Source organism: bacterium, from assembly GCA_035559435.1.
Taxonomy (GTDB): domain Bacteria; phylum Zixibacteria; class MSB-5A5; order WJJR01; family WJJR01; genus JACQFV01.
Genome location: DATMBC010000019.1, coordinates 79,065 through 96,839, shown reverse-complemented (window position 1 = coordinate 96,839; position 17,775 = coordinate 79,065). Strand labels below are relative to the sequence as shown.

Sequence of the window (17,775 nt, the reverse complement as noted above, 5' to 3'; positions counted from 1 at the left end):
GTCCGGTAACCGAGGACGCAGAGACAGCGTCCCGGTGCCACGCACCACGGCGGATTCTGTGGAGGAATTGCGACGGCGCGCCATCTGGATGGCGTCGCTTCCCTCCGGCGCCGTGGCGAAACTCTCAATCACTCCGTTCAACGCCGTTCCATATAGGGGGCTGGGGAGCGGATCCTCTGCCGCGCCACCCCGATTCACTGCTGTGGCGACCGAGAATACAACGACGGCGCTCGCAACCAAGAACGTGGTTGACTCCCTGCTCCAGGGCAATCGCGGTCCCATAGAGTCACCTCCGCAACTACTATTCAGTTGTTACTTAACCAGGAAACTGTTGGCCAAGGGCTGTGCGGAAATGAAGCGCTCCGCCCGCACCCTTGTTTCTCGCCTCGTGTACTTGCAGGTAGGCTAACAGGCAGGACTAAGTTAGTCAATTAATTTTTAGTTAAATCTCGGAGCACCGCCCACAGCAATCGCATAACACATTATGGGACAACATATTGCTAAATTTAATCGGTGCGGCCATGGCTTGGTCCCACTTCGAAGAGCGTCACAAAATTCATTCCCGCCCCTGGCAGTTTACTGACAGTGCATCTGGGAAAGCCAGCTTCCCGCCCCAAGGCCTCAATCCGAGACGTGTCGTAGAAGTACACCCTCGTCCCGTGAATCCGTTGTCTGGTCCAACGGAACGGAGTCCTGAACCAATGCCGGGAAGGAAACGAGGCGAAGACCGAGTGACGCGCCAACGCGCGCATCCGGGACAGATGCTCGACGGGATGGTCGAAGTAGTCGAAGTATCCAAGCGCCAGCACGACATCGAACTGCTCAGTTGTCTCCCACTCGAGGAAGTCCCGCTGCACTAACTCGACGCCGGTAATCCCCTCGCCGGCGAGATTGTGCCGCGCCAATTCCAGCATCCGTTCAGAGAGATCGATGCCGACCAGCCGCGGCACGCCCATCGTTGCCAGCGCGCTCAGGTAATGCCCGGGGCCGCACCCGACATCCAGCACGCTGCGCGCTTGAGTCGAGGCGACATGCGCCAAGGCCGCGCGATACCGTCCAACGATGTCCGACCGGAAGCGGCGATTCAGCCAGCGCTGGATTGCGGTCTGTCTTCCCTCGTAATAGAGGCGATCAAAATCGTCGGCGTGGCGATCGAAATGCCGCCGGAGTTGGTCGCTGACCATGCCGGAAGTTACGCAACCGGGAGCGCGCCGGCGAGAATCTCGCGATGGACCCCCGCGCGACGGGTGTTGGCCACCTCGTTGCGGAAGGGAACGCCGACCCGCAGGGTCGTGACATAATCCATCCCCGCGCCGGGCAGTTTGACCGTCTCGGCATACGCGTACCCCGCCTGCTCGGCGATTTCCATGATCCGACGCGGGTCGTAGAAGTAAACCGGGCACTTCTTGATCCGGTAGCGCGCCTGCCGCAGCGGCGTGCGGAACCAATGACGGCTCGGGAACGAGACAATCACCGAATGCCGGGCCAGCGCACGCATGCGCGCGAGCACCGCCACCGGGTCGGACTGATAATCGAAGAAGCCCATCGCCACCACCACATCGAAACGCTGATCGGTCACGTGCTCGTCGAAGTTGCCGCGGATCAACTCGACATCGGAGCGTCCGGCCGCCGCCAGATGACGCCGCGCCAGATCGAGCATCGGCGCGGAAATGTCGATGCCGGCCAGACGCTCGACACCCAGCTGCGCGAACGCCGCCAGGTATCGACCCGAGCCGCAGCCCACATCCAGCACGCTGCGCGCCTGCGCCCGTTTCACATGCTCACAGGTAAGGAGAAACCGCGCGATAATGTCCGAGCGGAAGCGGGAATTCACCCAGCGCCAGAAAGGCCCCTGCCCGTCCTCGCTGTAGAGCCGGTCAAAGGAATCGGCGGCGCGCTCGAAATAAGCGCGCACGTCGGTCACGCCCGCGTCGGGGCGGTCCAGGACAGTCCGGGACATCATGGTCAGCTCCTTAACATCTGTGTCGGAACGCGAGAACGGCCCGCCAACACACACGACATGGTGGTGAAGGGGACAGACGCCAGAAGCGGGGTGAGCCGCTGGACGCCCTGGGACAGACGGACATAGTGACGGAACCGACGGAGCGCCGACAGACCCTCAAGCCGCGGCGCCACCGGCCCGATCTCATATGGGTGTATGTAGAAAGCCGTGGGAATGTTCCGTTGCGCCCGGGAGCGAAGGAACCGTCGCACCCAGCCGACCGGCAAAAGCCGGAAATACCCCCCACCCCCCAGCGGAAGCGTGAACCCGCCCAGCCCGAACACCGGCAGCGGAAACTCCATCAGCCCGTTGCTCCATTGGTAGGGGGTCTCGGGCACGCCGGTGATACCATAAACATCATGGATCCGCGTCGTCACGACGCTGGAGTCATACCGGAAGCCCGCCTCCGCCAATTCATCGAACGCCCAGAGATTCCGGCGGCCGATGGAGAAATCCGGGGCCCGGAACCCGGCCACCGCCTGCCCGCCCGCGTCTTCCAACGCCGTTTTGGCGGTCCGCAGGTCACTTCGAAACTCCTCCGGCGTCTGGCCGAAGATCCGGACATGGTTCAGCGAATGGCAGCCGATTTCATGCCCCGCCTCCGCCACCCGTCGCACCAAGTGGGGAGCGGATATGGCTATGCGCCCCAGAAAAAAGAAGGTGGCGCGGGTCTGGTGACGGGCGAGCAGTTCGAGCGCGACATCGAGATTGGCGCCGATTTCCCGGTCCATGGCCGCCGGATCCAGGAGCGCCGGATCGACCGTCACGCTCTGCGCGTGCGATTCGGCAAACCCCTCGACATCGATGGTGAAGGCGCAGACAGGTTGCGACACACATCCCCTGCAAAGCGAACAAGGGGCCAACGCCCCTTGTCAAACGCAGAAGTGTCAATACGGTCTGGCAGGTTGCTGGAAAACCCAAAGTCTCCCGTTGTCACCCTGAGTGGAGCGATGGGTCTGCTTTTCTGATCCGGCGGTGGAAACAGCAGGTGCTTCGCTTCGCTCAGCATGACATTGGCCGCGTCTTGCGTCGGAACTGACCTTGTCAGCGACCGGCTAGAGACTGAAATACTTCCCGAACTCCGGCGCGTACCCCCGCGGCGTGTATTCGCCCTTCTCCGCATTCAGCACATAGTCGCCCTGGATACGTCCCGCGGCGATGTCCGCCAGAGCCGCCGCCAGCCGGTCGACTTCGGCGAAATTGTTGTAGATGCCGAAGCTGGCGCGCACCGTGCCCGGCAGACGGCTGCGGTCCCGGGCGAGAATCTCCCGTTCCATCTGACGCGCCTCCTCATCCGGAACATTGAGGAGACACTTCACATAGGTGTGCGCGCAGAAGCATCCCGACCGCACGCCGATCCCGTGCTCGTAGTTGAGCACCGCCGCCACCAGACTGTGCGGCACGCCGTCGACCGAAAACGACAACACACCCAACCGCCGCGCGGCGTTGGCCGGGTCGGCATCGCCATAGATGCGCACCTTCGGGATCTCCGCCAGTTTGCGCAACGCGTAGGCCGTCAACTCCGCCTCGTGCGCGATCACCGCATCCCATCCCACCGAGTGCAGCAACTGGATCGCCGTCGCCAGCGCCACCACCCCGACGATGTCCGGCGTCCCTGCCTCTTCTTTTTCGGGCAGGTCGGTCCAGTAGGCCTCTTCCAGATTCACGATGTCGACCGTGCCGCCGCCGACCACATCCGGCTCCCCCTGCTCGAAGGTGGGGCGTCGCCCAACCAGGATGCCGACGCCGTACGGCGCGTACATCTTGTGCGCCGAGAAGACCAGGTAGTCGATGTGTGCCGGATCATGGGCCGTGCCCATCGCCAACGGACGATGCGGCGCCAATTGCGCGGCGTCGACGAGGATCTCGGCGCCGCTCTCATGCGCCCGTCGCGCGAAGTACGATGTGTCGTTGATGTAGCCCGACACATTCGACGCCCCGGTGATCGCCACCAGACGCACCCGCCGCCCGAATTGCTTGAGCTTCGTCTCGAAATCCTCAAGCGAGAGCCGCCCATCCGCCTCCAGCCCGATGTGCTCCACCCGCGCCACCTTCCGCCAGGGCAGCTCGTTGGAGTGATGCTCCATGAGCGAGGTGAGCACGATGTCCTGCGGACCGAAGCGGATGCGGTTGGAGAGTTTGTTGATCGCCTCGGTCGTGTTCTTGGTGAAGATCACGATGTGCGAAGCCAGATCCGCTTTGACGAACTCCATGATCCGCGCCCGCGCCTCTTCGAACACCCACGACGACAACTGTGACTTGAATCCGTTGCCGCGATGCACGTTCGAATACCAGGTGAGGAATTGGTCGACCTTGTCGGCGATTGGCCGGAAGGTCGGCGTCGAAGCGGCGTTGTCGAAGTTCACATAGGTTACCATGCGTCCGCCCAGGATCGGCACCTTGGCGTCCACACCGATCAGTTGCTGGCGCAGCCAGGCCAGTTCATCGACCGCCCCCCGGCTTTTCTGCTCCACTGTGTCTCCGACCGCTATCGACATCGGCGTTCCTCCCATTCGGCGAAAATATACCACTTCGCTTCGCCCCATGCATGCGCTACCGCCGGCCTCCGGGGGAGCCGGGGCCTCGGCCGGAAAATAAACCGCCCCGCACGGGCAAGTGCGGGGCGGCTCGAAGTGCGTGTCGATCTGCGGCTTAGAAGTTGCCGGTCAGGCTGAAACGGTGGTTCTCGCCCATGAAGTCTTCCTTGTCGGTCACATAGGCGTAGTCGAAGCCGAACTGACGGAAATACAGCCCGGCGCCGATGGCGAACGCACCGTCGTCCACGCCGCCGCGCAGAGCGGCCGCGTAGTCGGTGTTCTCAAACTTGTGCATGTACTCGCCGCCGATGCGGAAGGCGATCTCGTCCACACCCTGCGTCTTCTGGATTTCCACCGGGAAGGTGAAACCCGAAAGCTGGCCCGGAGTGACGGCCAGGCCGAGGCGGATGTTGTACGGCACCTTGTCCTCGCCGACCTTCAGGCCGAGCGACTGCGCCATCAGGCCCAGACGCGCGTCGTCATGCAGGTCGATCTGGAAGCCCACATCGCCGCCCACGCCGGTCTCTTCCGAGACCTTGTTGTTGGCGATCACCAGGTTCATGCCCCAGTGGAACGCCTTGGCGCAGTTGGCATAGGACAACAGGAAGTAGTTGTCCATGTAATCCTCGGTCGAGCCATTGGTCAGCTCGACATCGGTGATGCCGGCGTTAATCCACGACGCGCCCACCGAGCCCCACTTAAACGAGCCGGCCAGCGCGAGGTAGTTGAAGTTGCGATCGGCAAACATGTCCGCCGACAGCATGGAGGAAAAGCTCCACTTGTTGATGCGTGAAAGTCCCGCCGGGTTGAAGAACCCGGCCGACGCGTCGCCGGCCAACGCCGTGTAGGCGTTGCCCAAACCGTACGCGCGGGCGCCCACGCCTGTCCGCAAGAACGGCAGCGCATGGTTGTCGTCGATCGCCAGCGCGTTGGCCGAAAGTCCCGTCACGAGAATCAGCGCCGCGCCGAGGACCATCGCCCACCGTTTGCCCCACGTGTGGTTCATTGTTCCTTCTCCCTTTGACATACGAAGTTTTTGTCCTCGTTATCGGTTGAGGGTTCGCCCCGCCTGCGAGGGCGGGGCGAACCGCTACTGATTAGTGACTAGTTGCTGGCGACTCCGCGCTTCACCACGACCTTCAGGACCTGTTCGGCCGCTCCGGTCGCCTTGAAGTACGCGAGGTACACGCCCTCGGCCACGTACTCGCCGTCGTCGTTCGTGCCGGTCCACGTCACGGTGCCCACCGTCGAGGTGATCTGACCATTGAAGATGGTCGCGACCTTCTCGCCGGCCAGGTCATAGATCTCCGCCGTGACCACGCCGCCACCGTCGAACCCGTTCAGGGCGAAGGAGACAGCGCCACCGGCCCACGGATCAAACGGGTTGCTCGAACCCGAGCCGGCGCCGCCCACGATGGTGATGATGCCGTCGCCATCGGTGTCGCAACCACCCGCGACCGTGAAGTCTTCCTGCACCACCTGCGTGTAGTTCTCGACCATGTCGGCGACGCCGCCGAACTCCCAGTCGTACTCGTAGATGATGCAGTTGCAGTACTCGTTGAACTTCTCCCAACGGTAGTCCGGACCCGCGTAGACAATGGCCCGCAGGCGACGACCCTGGGCGATGTGATCGACCAGCTGGAAGCTGAACTCGCCGGTCGCCGGGTTGAAGTTCTCGTCGTTGAACGCGTCGAAGGTTTCGGTGTGGATCCACGCCGCCTTCGGCACTTCGGAGAACTCGGAACCCGTGATGTCGTACACGTCGACGAAGACCTTCTCCCAGTTCACGCCGGCGCCCGCATCGGTGATCTTGATGTGGAACGTCGGGTTCGGGCAGACCTCCATGCCGGTGATCTCAACATCCGGCTTGGCGGCGTCGACCGTGAACGCGTAGGTGTTCGACTTGCAGTACCCTGACTTGTTGAAGGCCTGCACCATCAGAGTGTGCGGACCAGGCGCCAGGGCCGGCGCATCGGACTCCCAGTGCGTTGTCAGGATGCCGGTGACCTCGTCCCATTCGTTGTCGTACCAGCCGTTGTCCGGATTGTCACCGTTGGCGTACACGGTGATGTTGCCATCCAGGACAACCGTGATCTCGTCTTCGTTGATGTCACGGTTCTGGTTGTTGTACTCGATGTTCGAGCGCACCCGCGTGTAGATCGTCGGACGCGGCCCGAGCACGTTGCCCACATGGAACTCAGCGCCGGCGTTCTCAACTGTGATCGCACCCGAATTGCAGTTGCGGCCCGCCGAGACCACCGAGTAGAGACCGTAGAGGTTGTCGCTGTGGAACGTCGCCGAACCGTCGCCGATTTCGCCGGCGGCGATCAGGCCGTCGTTGGTGTTCCACTGATCCTCATCCCACCACGCCACGCCAAGGTCGGCCGGGTCATAGGCTTCCGGCTCCACATAGCGCAACGTGATCTGCGCGTACTTGCCGTCGTTGAAGCCCCAGACCGGATCGGTCAGGCGGATCGCCGTGACCAGCGGGAACCGGGTGCCTTCGTAGGCCGGCCACGCCTGGAAGTGCTGCTGCGACAGGTTCAGGGTCGGCACACGCGCCGGGAAGACCACGATGCCGTTGTCCGCCGACAGCGCGCCGGGCTCGATGCAGACCTTCGCGCCGAGCGTCGGATGCGTGCTGTTGCAGGCGCCGATCGCCGCCTTCACGCGCCACACCGTCATGACTTCCTTCTTCAGGTGCGTGCGGTTCGACGCGTCGGTGTACGACTGCCAGAACCAGCCCTCGCCGCCCATCTTGATCGCCTGCGAGCCCTCGAATGAGCCCGACTTCCACGACGGGATATCGGGATCCGGCGCCCACAGCTCGATCTTTTCGACATCGAGGCTGCCCTTCAGGTCCGCCCAGACGGCCATCATCAGGTTGTGGTAGTCGTCGGAGGTGTTGTCCTGATCGACATGGACCAGGCCCAGATCCTCGAAGGTGCGATCCTCGAACCAGATCGTCGCGGCCGAGGTCGAAGCGCCGGACGGCGTGATGTTGCAGTTGTTGATCGTGACCGTCGCGATCGGCTGGATGGCGAAGTCCTGGTTGCCATTCTTGTCGGTCGGGACGACACGCAGATCGAACGAGCCGGAGAGCACGCAGGGGTTCCACGTGGTCATCCAGCAGGTGCTGTCGCCGTTCACCTTCGCCGAGATGCCGATTCCGGTCCAATCCGTCGCGTTCGTCGAACCCGTCGGACGATACTGGAACTGGACATAGTCGACGTCGGTGTCCCACGTCGCGCCATAGATGGTGTACTTGTTAACCATGTGCTCGTCGGTCGATTTGCCGAAGCCCGTGATGTGGGCCACCGGCGGGGTCTGGTCGACGATGCAGATCTCGCGCGAACCCGAGACATACGAGTTGCCGACGTTGTCAACGACCACGGTCCACGCGCAGTAGCTGCCCGGCTCGAGACCGGTCGGATTCCACAGCGCGAAGGCGTTGTCCTGGCCGTCGTTGAGGGTCACCGTCTGGCCCCAGACGATGCCCACGTCGTTGCCCGCGCCGCCGGCCAGGGCGCTGATGCCCGAAGCGACCGCGGCGAGGTTGGCGCCCCAGTTGGCCGTGATGTCAAACAGCTGGCCGCCGGTGGCGCTGCCCAGGTTCGAGTAGCCCGCGCTGTCGGCGAAGTTGATCACACCGAACACCGCCGCGCCCGAATTGACGATCGGCGGGAACAACGACGCATAGTCGGCGAAGTCGTCCGCGTCCTCGTCAGTCACCAGGATCATGACCTTCGTGCAGTTGGAGCGCCACGGGTAGGTGGTCAGCGCCGTGTTGAGCGCGGTCAGGCCGTTCTCCGTGCCGCCCATCTGATCGCCCACTGCGGTGATCATGGTCTGGAAGGCGGAGACGTCGGTCGTGAACACGCCGTTGCCCGGCGCGGCCGTGGTGCGCGAGCCGTCGAGATTGATTACCTCATAGTCGCCGTCGTACCCGAGGACGCCGAGGCGGAAGTCCACGTTGCCCAGCGCGCTGGTGAACAACTGCGCGTTGGTCGCGATCGCCTGCTGCTCGTCGGCCATCGAACCCGAACCGTCCTGCACGAACACGATGTCCACGCACCCGCCGCCGCCGCCCGCGCAATCGCGGCCGACGAAGAACTGGAGGTACTTGGCGCCCGAGTTCCACGCCTTGTACGGCTCCATGTCGACGCAGGAGTGGTCATCGATGGCGTTGGCCGTCAGCTTCACCACGTCGTCTTCCGGAAGCACGACTTCGTGGCAGGTGCCGAAGGTCTCGTCGCCGTCGATGTCGACGATCTCCGAATACGGATCGGTCACGTCGATCATCACGTTCATCGGGATCGAGTGGCACTCGTTGCCGGCCTTGTCAAAGACCCGCGCGACGATGGTGTAGCGGCCATCCGGGCAGCAATTGCCTTCGTAGCCGTACTCGCCCTCGAGATCGTAGTCGGCAATCACGTCGCACCAGTTGGTGAACCAGTCGACGCACAGGGATCCGTACACGTCGGCGTCGATACGCACCCAGCCGAGGTTCGGATCGAGGTTGTCCTCGATGTCGACGCCCGGCACATCCGCGTTGCGGAAGTACCACACGATCGAGTCGAGGCCGATGGTCTGGTAGTTGCTGATGGTGGCGCGGTCGACGCACAGGTCGGTGTGCTCACCCACGAAGGTGAACGTCGTCCCGTTGACCGTGCGCTGATAGCTCGGGCTCGGCGCGGTCAGCGCGAACGGCGAGCAGGCCTTGGCCACGGTGGCCGGGCAGCGCGGTCCGTCGACGCCGACGCCGTTGTCGAACGCCTTGCCGAACAGCCAGTACTGGCCTTCCGGCACGTTGTCCACGTTCCACGACGTCGAGAACTCGTCGCCCGAAGCCGCCGACGACCCGATGTAGCGCAGGGTGCCGTTGGTCTGCGACGTCGACGCGAAGAACTGCACCGAGTCGATGCCCGACGAGGAGAGCTTACGCGCCTCGATCGCATTCGAGTTCGGCGTGATGTAGGCGCTCCAGCTCGGGTTGGTGATCGCCACTTGATTGGCGTTCACATCCAGAATCCAGATCGTCAGGGACTGCGTCGTGACATGACCGAAGTAGTCCACCGCGGTCACGACCACGTCGCCGGTCCAGGAATTGCAGTTGTTCAACGTCACGCCCGAGGAATCCAGCGGATCGAAGCAGAACTCGCCGAGGCCGCTGGCGCCGAACGTATCGTCGCCCTCGCCCACGCCATAGAGCACTTCTTCGATGTCGCAATCCTCGGTCGCGTCCGTCGTCAGGCAGATGTCCTCATGCGCCTTGAACGTCGGACCCTCGTGCGTCACGCTGATCGCCGAGGCCGAATGGTCCACACGGATGAACATGTGGTGGCCCTTCGTCTCGTCGAAGGTGAAGTCGTCGAAGCCGTTCTCCGTCGACGAACCGTCGGTGTAGTACACCACGGCGCGCAGGCGATAGAGGCCTTCGTCCAATCCGTCGGTGTACACCGTGCCGGTCCAGCCGCCGCCGTCATTCGACAGCTCACCGCTCCACCAGTACTGGTCCTCAACGTCCGACTTGTCGGCGCTGATCCACGCCAGGTAGACCGAGCTGACATACGACGGGTTGTTAACCGTCACCGTCGCATTGAACTCCTGGTCCACGCTCACGTAGCCGCAGACTTCCGGACCGTCGACCGCCAGCTGCGGATCCTGATCCGGGCCGACGACGCGCACGTACCACTCGCTCTCCGACCACGAGTCGTTACAGGCGCAGTCGAAGACCTTCATCTTCACACGGTAGGTGCCCGGCTCGTAGTTGGCCGTGTTCCACTGACCGGTGTAGAGGGAGTCGATCACGTTGTCCGGCGTCATGACGAAGCCGTCCATCTTCTCGTAACCGTCTTTAATGTAGAAGATGACCGAATCGACGCCGCAGTTGTCGACTTCGCCCTGGCCCCAGCCGCCGTCGTTGTCACGGGCATAACCCCAGATGTCAACCACGGAACCGGCCTGGACGATCGTCGGATCGTTGTAACCGCCGTTCGACAGGTCGTCGCCCACCTGGGCCACGATGCCGTACGGATCGGTGTCGTCACCGCGGACCCAGACCAGGTCGGACTGCACCATCTGGCCCGACTTGTTCCACGCGCGGGCGAAGATGAAGTGCGGACCCTCGAAGTCCGGATCGATCCAGTTGTAGCCCCAGCGACCGTCGATGCTCTCGTAGTCGGAGCCGATGTAGTACTCCTCCTCCGGAATATCGTCGATCACCCGGACATAGTAGAACGCGACCTCCGTGATCGGGTTGCGCGGATCGGTGCTTTCGGCCACCGCCTCCAACTCGATATCGCAACCGATGAACGCCGGGTCGGTCGTGGTCGGGTAGACCACCGCCACCGTCGGCAGCGCGCACGAGAGGTGCACGGTCGTGATGTACAGGTTCTCCGAGCGGTTGAGCGCGTTGTCCACCGCCCAGACCGTCAGTTCATACGTGCCATCCGCCAGGCCGAAGGCCGTCGGATTCCAGTAGGTCGAGAACCACTGCCAGTACACATCCGGAGCGGCGGAGACGCCGACCGAATCGAACTCGACCCACTCCGTCGCGCCCAGCGGACGATAAGCGAAGACCGCCTTGTTCCAACCCTCTTCGAGGATCGAACGCGCTTCGATGTAGATGCCGTTCTCATCATAGTTGCCCGGCGCGGTGCAGAACACCTCGTCGTTATCCGGCTCGACGATGATCGCGTCCGTCGGATCGATGTCCAGCAGGTAGATCGTGATGCAATCCTGCGTCATGTTGCCGCAACCGTCCCAGACGGTCATGAGCAGAACCACCTGCTCGTAACCGCTCGGCGGCGAGGTCATGTCCTGATACCACGGCGCGTCGGTCGGGTCGAAGACCAGGTTGTTGAAGACGTTGGCGCCTTCGTTCACCTGGACCGTCCACGACTGGTAGCCGGAGAGATTGTACACGTCGCCGAACAGCGAACCGGACGGATACGGCGAACGGCCCTGCTCGTCACAGTCGCAGTTGGCCTCGCCGGTGAACAGCGTCCACTCGACGCGCTTGACGTCGTCGCGCGTGTCGTTGCCGTCGGTGTCAAACCACGGCCACACGTTCGGCTGCACCGTCAGGGTGTTGCCCCACTGCGTGAACGCCCAGCCGCGCGGATCGGACAGCACGCACGAGACGTTCGGCTGCACGACCAGCTGGCCGTTGATCTCCGTCCACACCGTGTCGATCGCCGCGTTCGGGGCCCACGCATCGATGAAGAAGGTGGCCATGTCGCACGCCGACGAATCGAAGGTGTTGGCGTCAAACCAGCCGTCGCCGTTCATGTCGTGCGACCACGTGCCCCAAACCGTCCGGGCGATCACGCGGAAGTCGTAGTCCACGTTCGGCGTCAGCTCCAGCTCGCAGAGATTGATGTCCCAGCGCCAGACCGTCGAATTCGTGCCGCCCGGGCTGGAGTTCACACCCGGCAAGCCCGAACCGAGGTTGTACCAGTAGTCGTACTGGTCCGGATCCGACGACTTCTTGTAATAGAGGAACACGTCATCGAGGTCGTCGATGTTGTCCTGCGCCAGGTCGAGATCCGCGTAGAAGGTCTTCATGCACGGATCGTTCATCAGGCCCTTGCCCGGGTACTCCTCGATGCCCAGGTACGGGGCCGACAGCGCCATCTTGCCGTCGCTGTAGCAGAAGTCCGGCGTCTCCAGGCACAGCGGCGGCGTGTCGATGTCGACGCAGACCTGGACGCACGGGGTGATGTATTCGTTGCCCTGATCGTCAAAGAGACGGGCGCGCAGATAGATGATCGTGCCCGACTCGGTGATCCAGGACAGGTCTTCGGTGTTCCACCAGTCCACACAACCGTACATCAGGAAGCCGTTCGGACCGCCCTCCTTCGGCTGCAGGATGCCCGGACCCGCCTGGACGGCGATGTTGTTCCAGACATACAGATCTTCGCACGGCACGGTGTCGATCTCCGGCGTCCACACCAGAGTCGAGCAGGCCGGGGTGATCGTCGTGTCACGGCAGGTGATCGAGTCGCGGCCGGGGCCGTAGTAATCGAACACCGTGTCGCAAACGAGATTCTCGCCGTTGCCGGACGTGTCGTCGCAGCTGTACCACGTGCCGATCCAGGTCGTGTCGATGATCAGACCCTGGCAGCACTGCTTCGACCACTCGTAGTCAATCTTGACCACTTCGTCCGGGTCGAGACAGTTTTGCATCGGATCGATCACCACGCAGATCTCCACCGGATCGAGCATCGAGCGCGAACGGCGGATGCACTTGCCGTCCACCGGGTTGGAGATCAACGCGCACGGCGGGATCGAATCGGCCACACAGAAGTAGTACTCGACTTCGCCCACATTGGCGCCGGCGGCGTCGCAGGCATACAGGTCGATCTCGCCCACGCCCTTCCAGAAGCCCTCGGCGCTGAAGGTCAGCGTCGTGCACGCGGCGTACACGTTCTCGACGTAGACGACCTCGTTATCCGGAGCCGCCCACTCCTGGCCGACCTCCATGCGAATCTTGTACGGAGGCAGACCGCCAGAGAAGCAGACCTCCACGGTGTTGCTCGGTCCCCAGACCGAGAACCCGGTGATGTCGCAGTAGTTCTGGTACATCTCCAACTGGCCGTTGACCTCGGTCACCTGCAGGTCAAAGGTCCCGTCGGTATTGGCCCAGGTGAACTCCCACGTGCCGCACGCCGCGATCACCTCGTTGCGCGTCATCACGTTGCCGGCTTCGTCGGAACCGATCACGATGATCTCGAGATCCTCGACGTCGCCGTCGCCCACCATCGCGTCCAACTGCTCGCAGGCGTAGATCCACACCGCGATCAGGTTGTCCGACGGGCCCTGGAAGCTGTAGTCAAAGCTCATCGGCGTCCACGGGCCGGGGTTGCCGTCGCCCTGATCCTTCAGGCGCACCAACACGGTGTCAATGTCGGTCAGGTCGTCGCTGCCCGGAAGGTCGGCCTTCACATAGATGAAGAAGCCGCCCATCTGCGGACCGTTGTTCAGGAACTCGCAGTAGCTGCAACTGTACTGCTGGCCCTCTTCGGGCTGGTAGACGCAGGTGATCGGCGCCGAAGCGTCGGACTCGCAGGCCACCGGCAGCACATGCTCGACTTCCACGTTGCCGCAGTCGTCGATCACTTCGACACGCCACTTATAGACGACGCCGTCGGTCAGAACGACCGTGCCGTCCGTCGTCCAGTTCGTGGTGGCGCCGACTTCCGCGACCAGGATGTTCGGGTCGCCGCCGGTGCCGTTGTCGTAGTAGATGCGGACGAGGGCGATGTCGTTGTTGCCGTTCGGATACTGGTCGCCCCAGTTCCATTCCAGATCAATCACGCCAAAGGCGCGGCTGTAACAGGCCAGATCCACCACCGGCTCAGGATAGTCGGTGTCGATGCTGTAGCCGCCCGTCCCCGCGTCCAGGACCGTCGTGTAGACCGTGTCCCAGTTCTGCGCGTTGTCTACAATGTAGAGGGCCACGATCGCGTTCGGATCCAGCGGACCGTAGTCAATCGCCGAATCCTGCGGCAGATCGCCGAGCACCCAGTCCAACTGCCAGTTGCCGCCGCCCAGATTGTTCAGCGGGTACTGGGAGTAGGCCACATTGTTCAGGTCGCCCAGGCCGGCCTGCATCACATTGGCGTAGATCGCGACCAGGTCGGTGTCCGTGACACCCTGCACCCGGATGCGAACGCTCTCGCCGATCTTCAGGCAGCCGTTCAGGTCGGTGTCCGACAGACGCAGGAATTCGCCCGGCGGGATCGACGGGCCGACGTTGTCAACAGAGGCCGCCAGCGTCACCGACAGCGAATCCTCGTTGCAGGCGTTGTCGACCACGTGCAGCCAGGCGCTCTCCGCCGCGCCGTCGAGCACGCCCGGCAGAACCTCATGCTTGGCCTCGAAGCGGCGGTCGCCGGCATCGTCATACAGCGTGATGCCGACCGGGGCCGCATAGAAGTCGTAGATCGTTGTGAACACCGCGCACACTTCACCGAACGGCTCGTTCGACATGTCGATAAAGAAGCGAACCGTGTCGCCCGGATTCACGATGCCGTTGCCGTTGGCGTCCCAATGCAGGGTCCACGACGCCGGACGCGCCGCCACCGCGGGCTTCTTGGTGTCGATCGGCTCAGCCACCAGAGTCGAGCAGCGGCTGGTGTTGCCGTAGGCGTCTTGGAACTCCGCGACGATCCAGTGCGTGCCGCCCGGTATATCGACCGGCAGGTTCACCGTCGGGCCGACGTTCATCAGGTCAAACGGGCCCACGGCCGGCGCGCTGCCAATGTTGGAGCTGTCATACTCATTGACATACGCGAAATACTGATACCCAGCGAACCCCTTGAACCGCGCCATCGTAACGGCGCCGGCGTTGTTGGTGAACTCCCGGACGAAAACCTTCGGCCACCCCGTCTTGCAGGTGTCGTTGGGGACGTTCACAATATCCAGGTCCACCTGGATCAGCAGCGAGTCGCCGAGATTGATCACATCGCTCGGGTCGCAGCCGCCGTAGAGGCAGTTGTTGATGTTGTAGTTCGTCAGGAACACGCTGTCACAGGCCGGGCCCTGATTATCGATGATAATCGAGTAGGCGTTGTTGGCCGGCGACTGCGGGATGCAATCCAGATCGACGGTGTCGCCCGGAGCCGGACCGCAACCGATGGCGCCCATGCAGACGCGTTCGGGGCGCAGCTCGACGCCCACGCCGGTCATGTCATAGGTCGGGTTGTTGCCGATCCCGTTGATGTCGACGACCATGTTGAACCAGGCCGTGCCGCCGCCCGGCACGATGATCGGACGGGTCAGATTAATGAACACCGAGTCGTTCGTTTGGAACGCGCCCGGGTTCGCCGATCCGACAAACACGTCGTTGCCGCCGCCATAGAAGGCGTTGGTGTCGGACATGCCCGCCACGGTCGAATCCCAGTACAGACGGATCTGCGAAATCGTGTTGGTCCGCTCGGCGATCGAGTGGACATACATCGAATACAGCGTGTCCGCCGTTCCGTCACCGTTGTCGATGCGGAAGCTGAGAATCGGCACGTTGGTGCTGGTCGGCCCGGCATAATTGAACCAGCGGCGCTTGTAGGCCAGCGAGTCCAAGCCGCCGGCGACGTCGGAGGTCCGCCAGACCAGGTTGTTGCAGTCCGCCGGCGCGGCTTGCAGCTGCGACACTGAGATGGTCGTGCCATCACTGAATGCCGCCTGCGCCGGCATCGCCGACAAACCGACGAGCGTCAGGGCGATCAACGCCGCCCAGAGACTCCATCTCCACGGTTTCATCCGCGCTCCCCCTTCCTGAGGTGAGTTCGCCCCACTGCCCGAGCGGGACGACCGCGCATTAGTGTTGTTTCGATACATGTCCTTTCCTCTTCCTCCTCCTGGATATGACATACACTTTGCTTCTTTGCGCTTAAATCTCCGGGAAACAAAAAACGACAACCAGCGTGACGCCGTTGCTTCGTGCATTGATCCCCCCCTTTGTGCGAGCGCTTTCTGGACTGAAATTGGGGAGGCCTCGCTCCTGCCGACCGGCCGCCGCATCAGCCGGATCGGGCGCCCATTAAAAAGAAACGGACGCCGTCAAGCGGTCACCCGCCCGACGCCGAATCGATGCGCCTGGTGAAACTCCCCAACCTGAATCTGACCCTCCCATGGTGCGCGGCCGCCCAACAACTCCCGCCGCGCTCTTTAGACCCTCGCTTTATCCCAACATCCGCGGTCGACCGCCCAACGTTAACCCACGCTCAGCCAATCGACCACAGCAAAAATCAGGACCCCAAATCCCGCCCGCCTCTGTGCCCCCACAGATTCGGGTATGAATGCCGCCAACGGAATGCACCGCGCGCATTCGTTGTCAAGTCAATTGTTCCCATACTGCTTATGGGAACCGGCCCACAGCCTGTGGGCAAGGGTCAATCGGGATTATCGGACCCCAATGATCCGAGGTTTAGCAATGTTTTGGATAACCCGACCCTCCCCCGATCCGCTTGCGGCGGACCCCAACTTGGCCGCCAAATATCATAGGGGTACAATACCCCTGCAAGACTTTTTTTGGCCCACGCCGAAGATTTCCGTCACTCAACCCAAGACCCTGTTTCCGGTTAGGATCATCCCTCCGAAGCGTGGCTTTAAGGCGGCCATGCTACTACCAAGTCCAGCGACAGGTTGGCCGGAATCCACTCTGTCACTTCGCGCATTTTTTCACATAGGCGATTGCCGCAGCGGCACTTACGCCCCGCCCCCAAATGACAGGGCCACCAACCCCAAGGTTGGTGGCCCAGAAACCGCCAAAGTCCGTTTTTCTGCTGAGCCGACAAATTCAGGCGAACTGATCTTGCTCCCGACGCTTCAGCGCGGTGACCGTTGCACCGCCCGCGAGTACCCGCCCGGCGCTTCCGCTCCCTGCGAACCCGGCGATGATACCGCCGGCTGCCAAGCCTGCGCATAAGCCAGCAGATCGTTGGCATTGCAATCGGAGAGCATCACGCAGACATAGTCTTGGCACTCCTGCCAGAGCACCGCGCGGCAACACCCCAGCTTCACGCTGCGATACTCGCGTTCGCCCACTTGATAGTGCGGGCCGCTTTCGACCCGGAACGCCGAGGCGGGAATGAGAAACAGCGAGACCGGCTCGGTGGTGCCGCCGGCGAATTCGAAACGTCCAAGCTTGCTGTCCTTCCACGGCATCACACAACACTCATGCAGACCCAGCCCCGAAGGCGGCGCATCGGGAATAAGCGTCGCCACCCCGGGGTTCATCTGCGCCGCGAGGAAGGCCTTGGCCTGCGAGTAATCCTGTGTCTCGATGCCGACCTCTTCGACCGGCAGCATGTCGTGGTGATAGTAGGCCAACGTGACCCACGGCGTGCGATCCGGCCCGGCCTCGCGTCCCACCCAGGCGCCGCCCAGCCCCACCGCCAGCAAAAGCCCCGCCGCCACGGCAAAGCGCGTCAACATCGACACGACATTCACCGGCGCGGCCACCGGACGGGGGAGAGAGTCCTCCTCGGCCAGACGGGAGAGCAGGTGCGCCTTGAACTCGGCGCGGGCCGCCGGACGCGGCGCCGCGTGTGTCACGAATTCATGGAAAATGCGTTCGGCCTCGTAATGCTCGAAGCAGTGACGGCAGGCCTGCACATGGGCGGCGATCGCCGCGCGCTCGGCCTCGCCGATTTCACCGTCGAGATATTCGTAGAGTCTGGCCAGGGCCTTGCGACAATCACACACCATGCGTCATCTCACAAGCGTTGC

At 62.9% G+C, this 17,775-nt stretch carries 7 protein-coding genes; all 7 read right to left on the bottom strand.

Features of this window, described 5'->3' with window-relative positions; translation table 11 throughout:
* Nucleotides 1-506: 506 nt before the first annotated feature.
* The gene (locus VNN55_02120) at nt 507-1,184 is read right to left on the bottom strand and encodes a class I SAM-dependent methyltransferase (GenBank protein ID HWO56341.1); all 678 of its coding nucleotides are present in this window, start codon (nt 1,182-1,184) and stop codon (nt 507-509) included.
* Between the two features lie 8 nt (nt 1,185-1,192).
* On the bottom strand, nt 1,193-1,963 hold the full coding sequence (locus VNN55_02115; GenBank protein HWO56340.1) for a methyltransferase domain-containing protein: 771 nt from the start codon (nt 1,961-1,963) through the stop codon (nt 1,193-1,195).
* Between the two features lie 2 nt (nt 1,964-1,965).
* The gene (locus VNN55_02110; protein HWO56339.1) at nt 1,966-2,835 is read right to left on the bottom strand and encodes a DUF3473 domain-containing protein; all 870 of its coding nucleotides are present in this window, start codon (nt 2,833-2,835) and stop codon (nt 1,966-1,968) included.
* Between the two features lie 222 nt (nt 2,836-3,057).
* Entirely contained in the window at nt 3,058-4,476 is a 1,419-nt protein-coding gene (locus VNN55_02105) for an aminotransferase class V-fold PLP-dependent enzyme (GenBank protein HWO56338.1), read from the bottom strand.
* A 178-nt stretch (nt 4,477-4,654) separates the two neighbouring features.
* Nucleotides 4,655-5,545 carry a hypothetical protein gene (locus VNN55_02100; GenBank protein HWO56337.1) on the bottom strand — a complete coding sequence of 297 codons (891 nt, stop codon included), beginning with the start codon at nt 5,543-5,545 and terminating at the stop codon, nt 4,655-4,657.
* Between the two features lie 98 nt (nt 5,546-5,643).
* Nucleotides 5,644-15,804, bottom strand: coding sequence for a VWA domain-containing protein (locus tag VNN55_02095; protein ID HWO56336.1), 10,161 nt, complete (start codon nt 15,802-15,804; stop codon nt 5,644-5,646).
* 1,068 nt (nt 15,805-16,872) lie between these two features.
* Nucleotides 16,873-17,754 (bottom strand): zf-HC2 domain-containing protein, encoded by an 882-nt coding sequence (locus VNN55_02090; protein HWO56335.1) that lies wholly within the window; start codon nt 17,752-17,754, stop codon nt 16,873-16,875.
* Between the last annotated feature and the right edge of the window lie 21 nt (nt 17,755-17,775).

What these genes read in the sequence shown, in the direction of transcription:
- VNN55_02120 (HWO56341.1), bottom strand. Translation starts at nt 1,184, where the DNA reads ATGGTCAGCGACCAACTCCGGCGGCATTTCGATCGCCACGCCGACGAT.
- VNN55_02115 (HWO56340.1), bottom strand. Translation starts at nt 1,963, where the DNA reads ATGATGTCCCGGACTGTCCTGGACCGCCCCGACGCGGGCGTGACCGAC.
- VNN55_02100 (HWO56337.1), bottom strand. Translation starts at nt 5,545, where the DNA reads ATGAACCACACGTGGGGCAAACGGTGGGCGATGGTCCTCGGCGCGGCG.
- VNN55_02095 (HWO56336.1), bottom strand. Translation starts at nt 15,804, where the DNA reads ATGAAACCGTGGAGATGGAGTCTCTGGGCGGCGTTGATCGCCCTGACG.
- VNN55_02090 (HWO56335.1), bottom strand. Translation starts at nt 17,754, where the DNA reads ATGGTGTGTGATTGTCGCAAGGCCCTGGCCAGACTCTACGAATATCTC.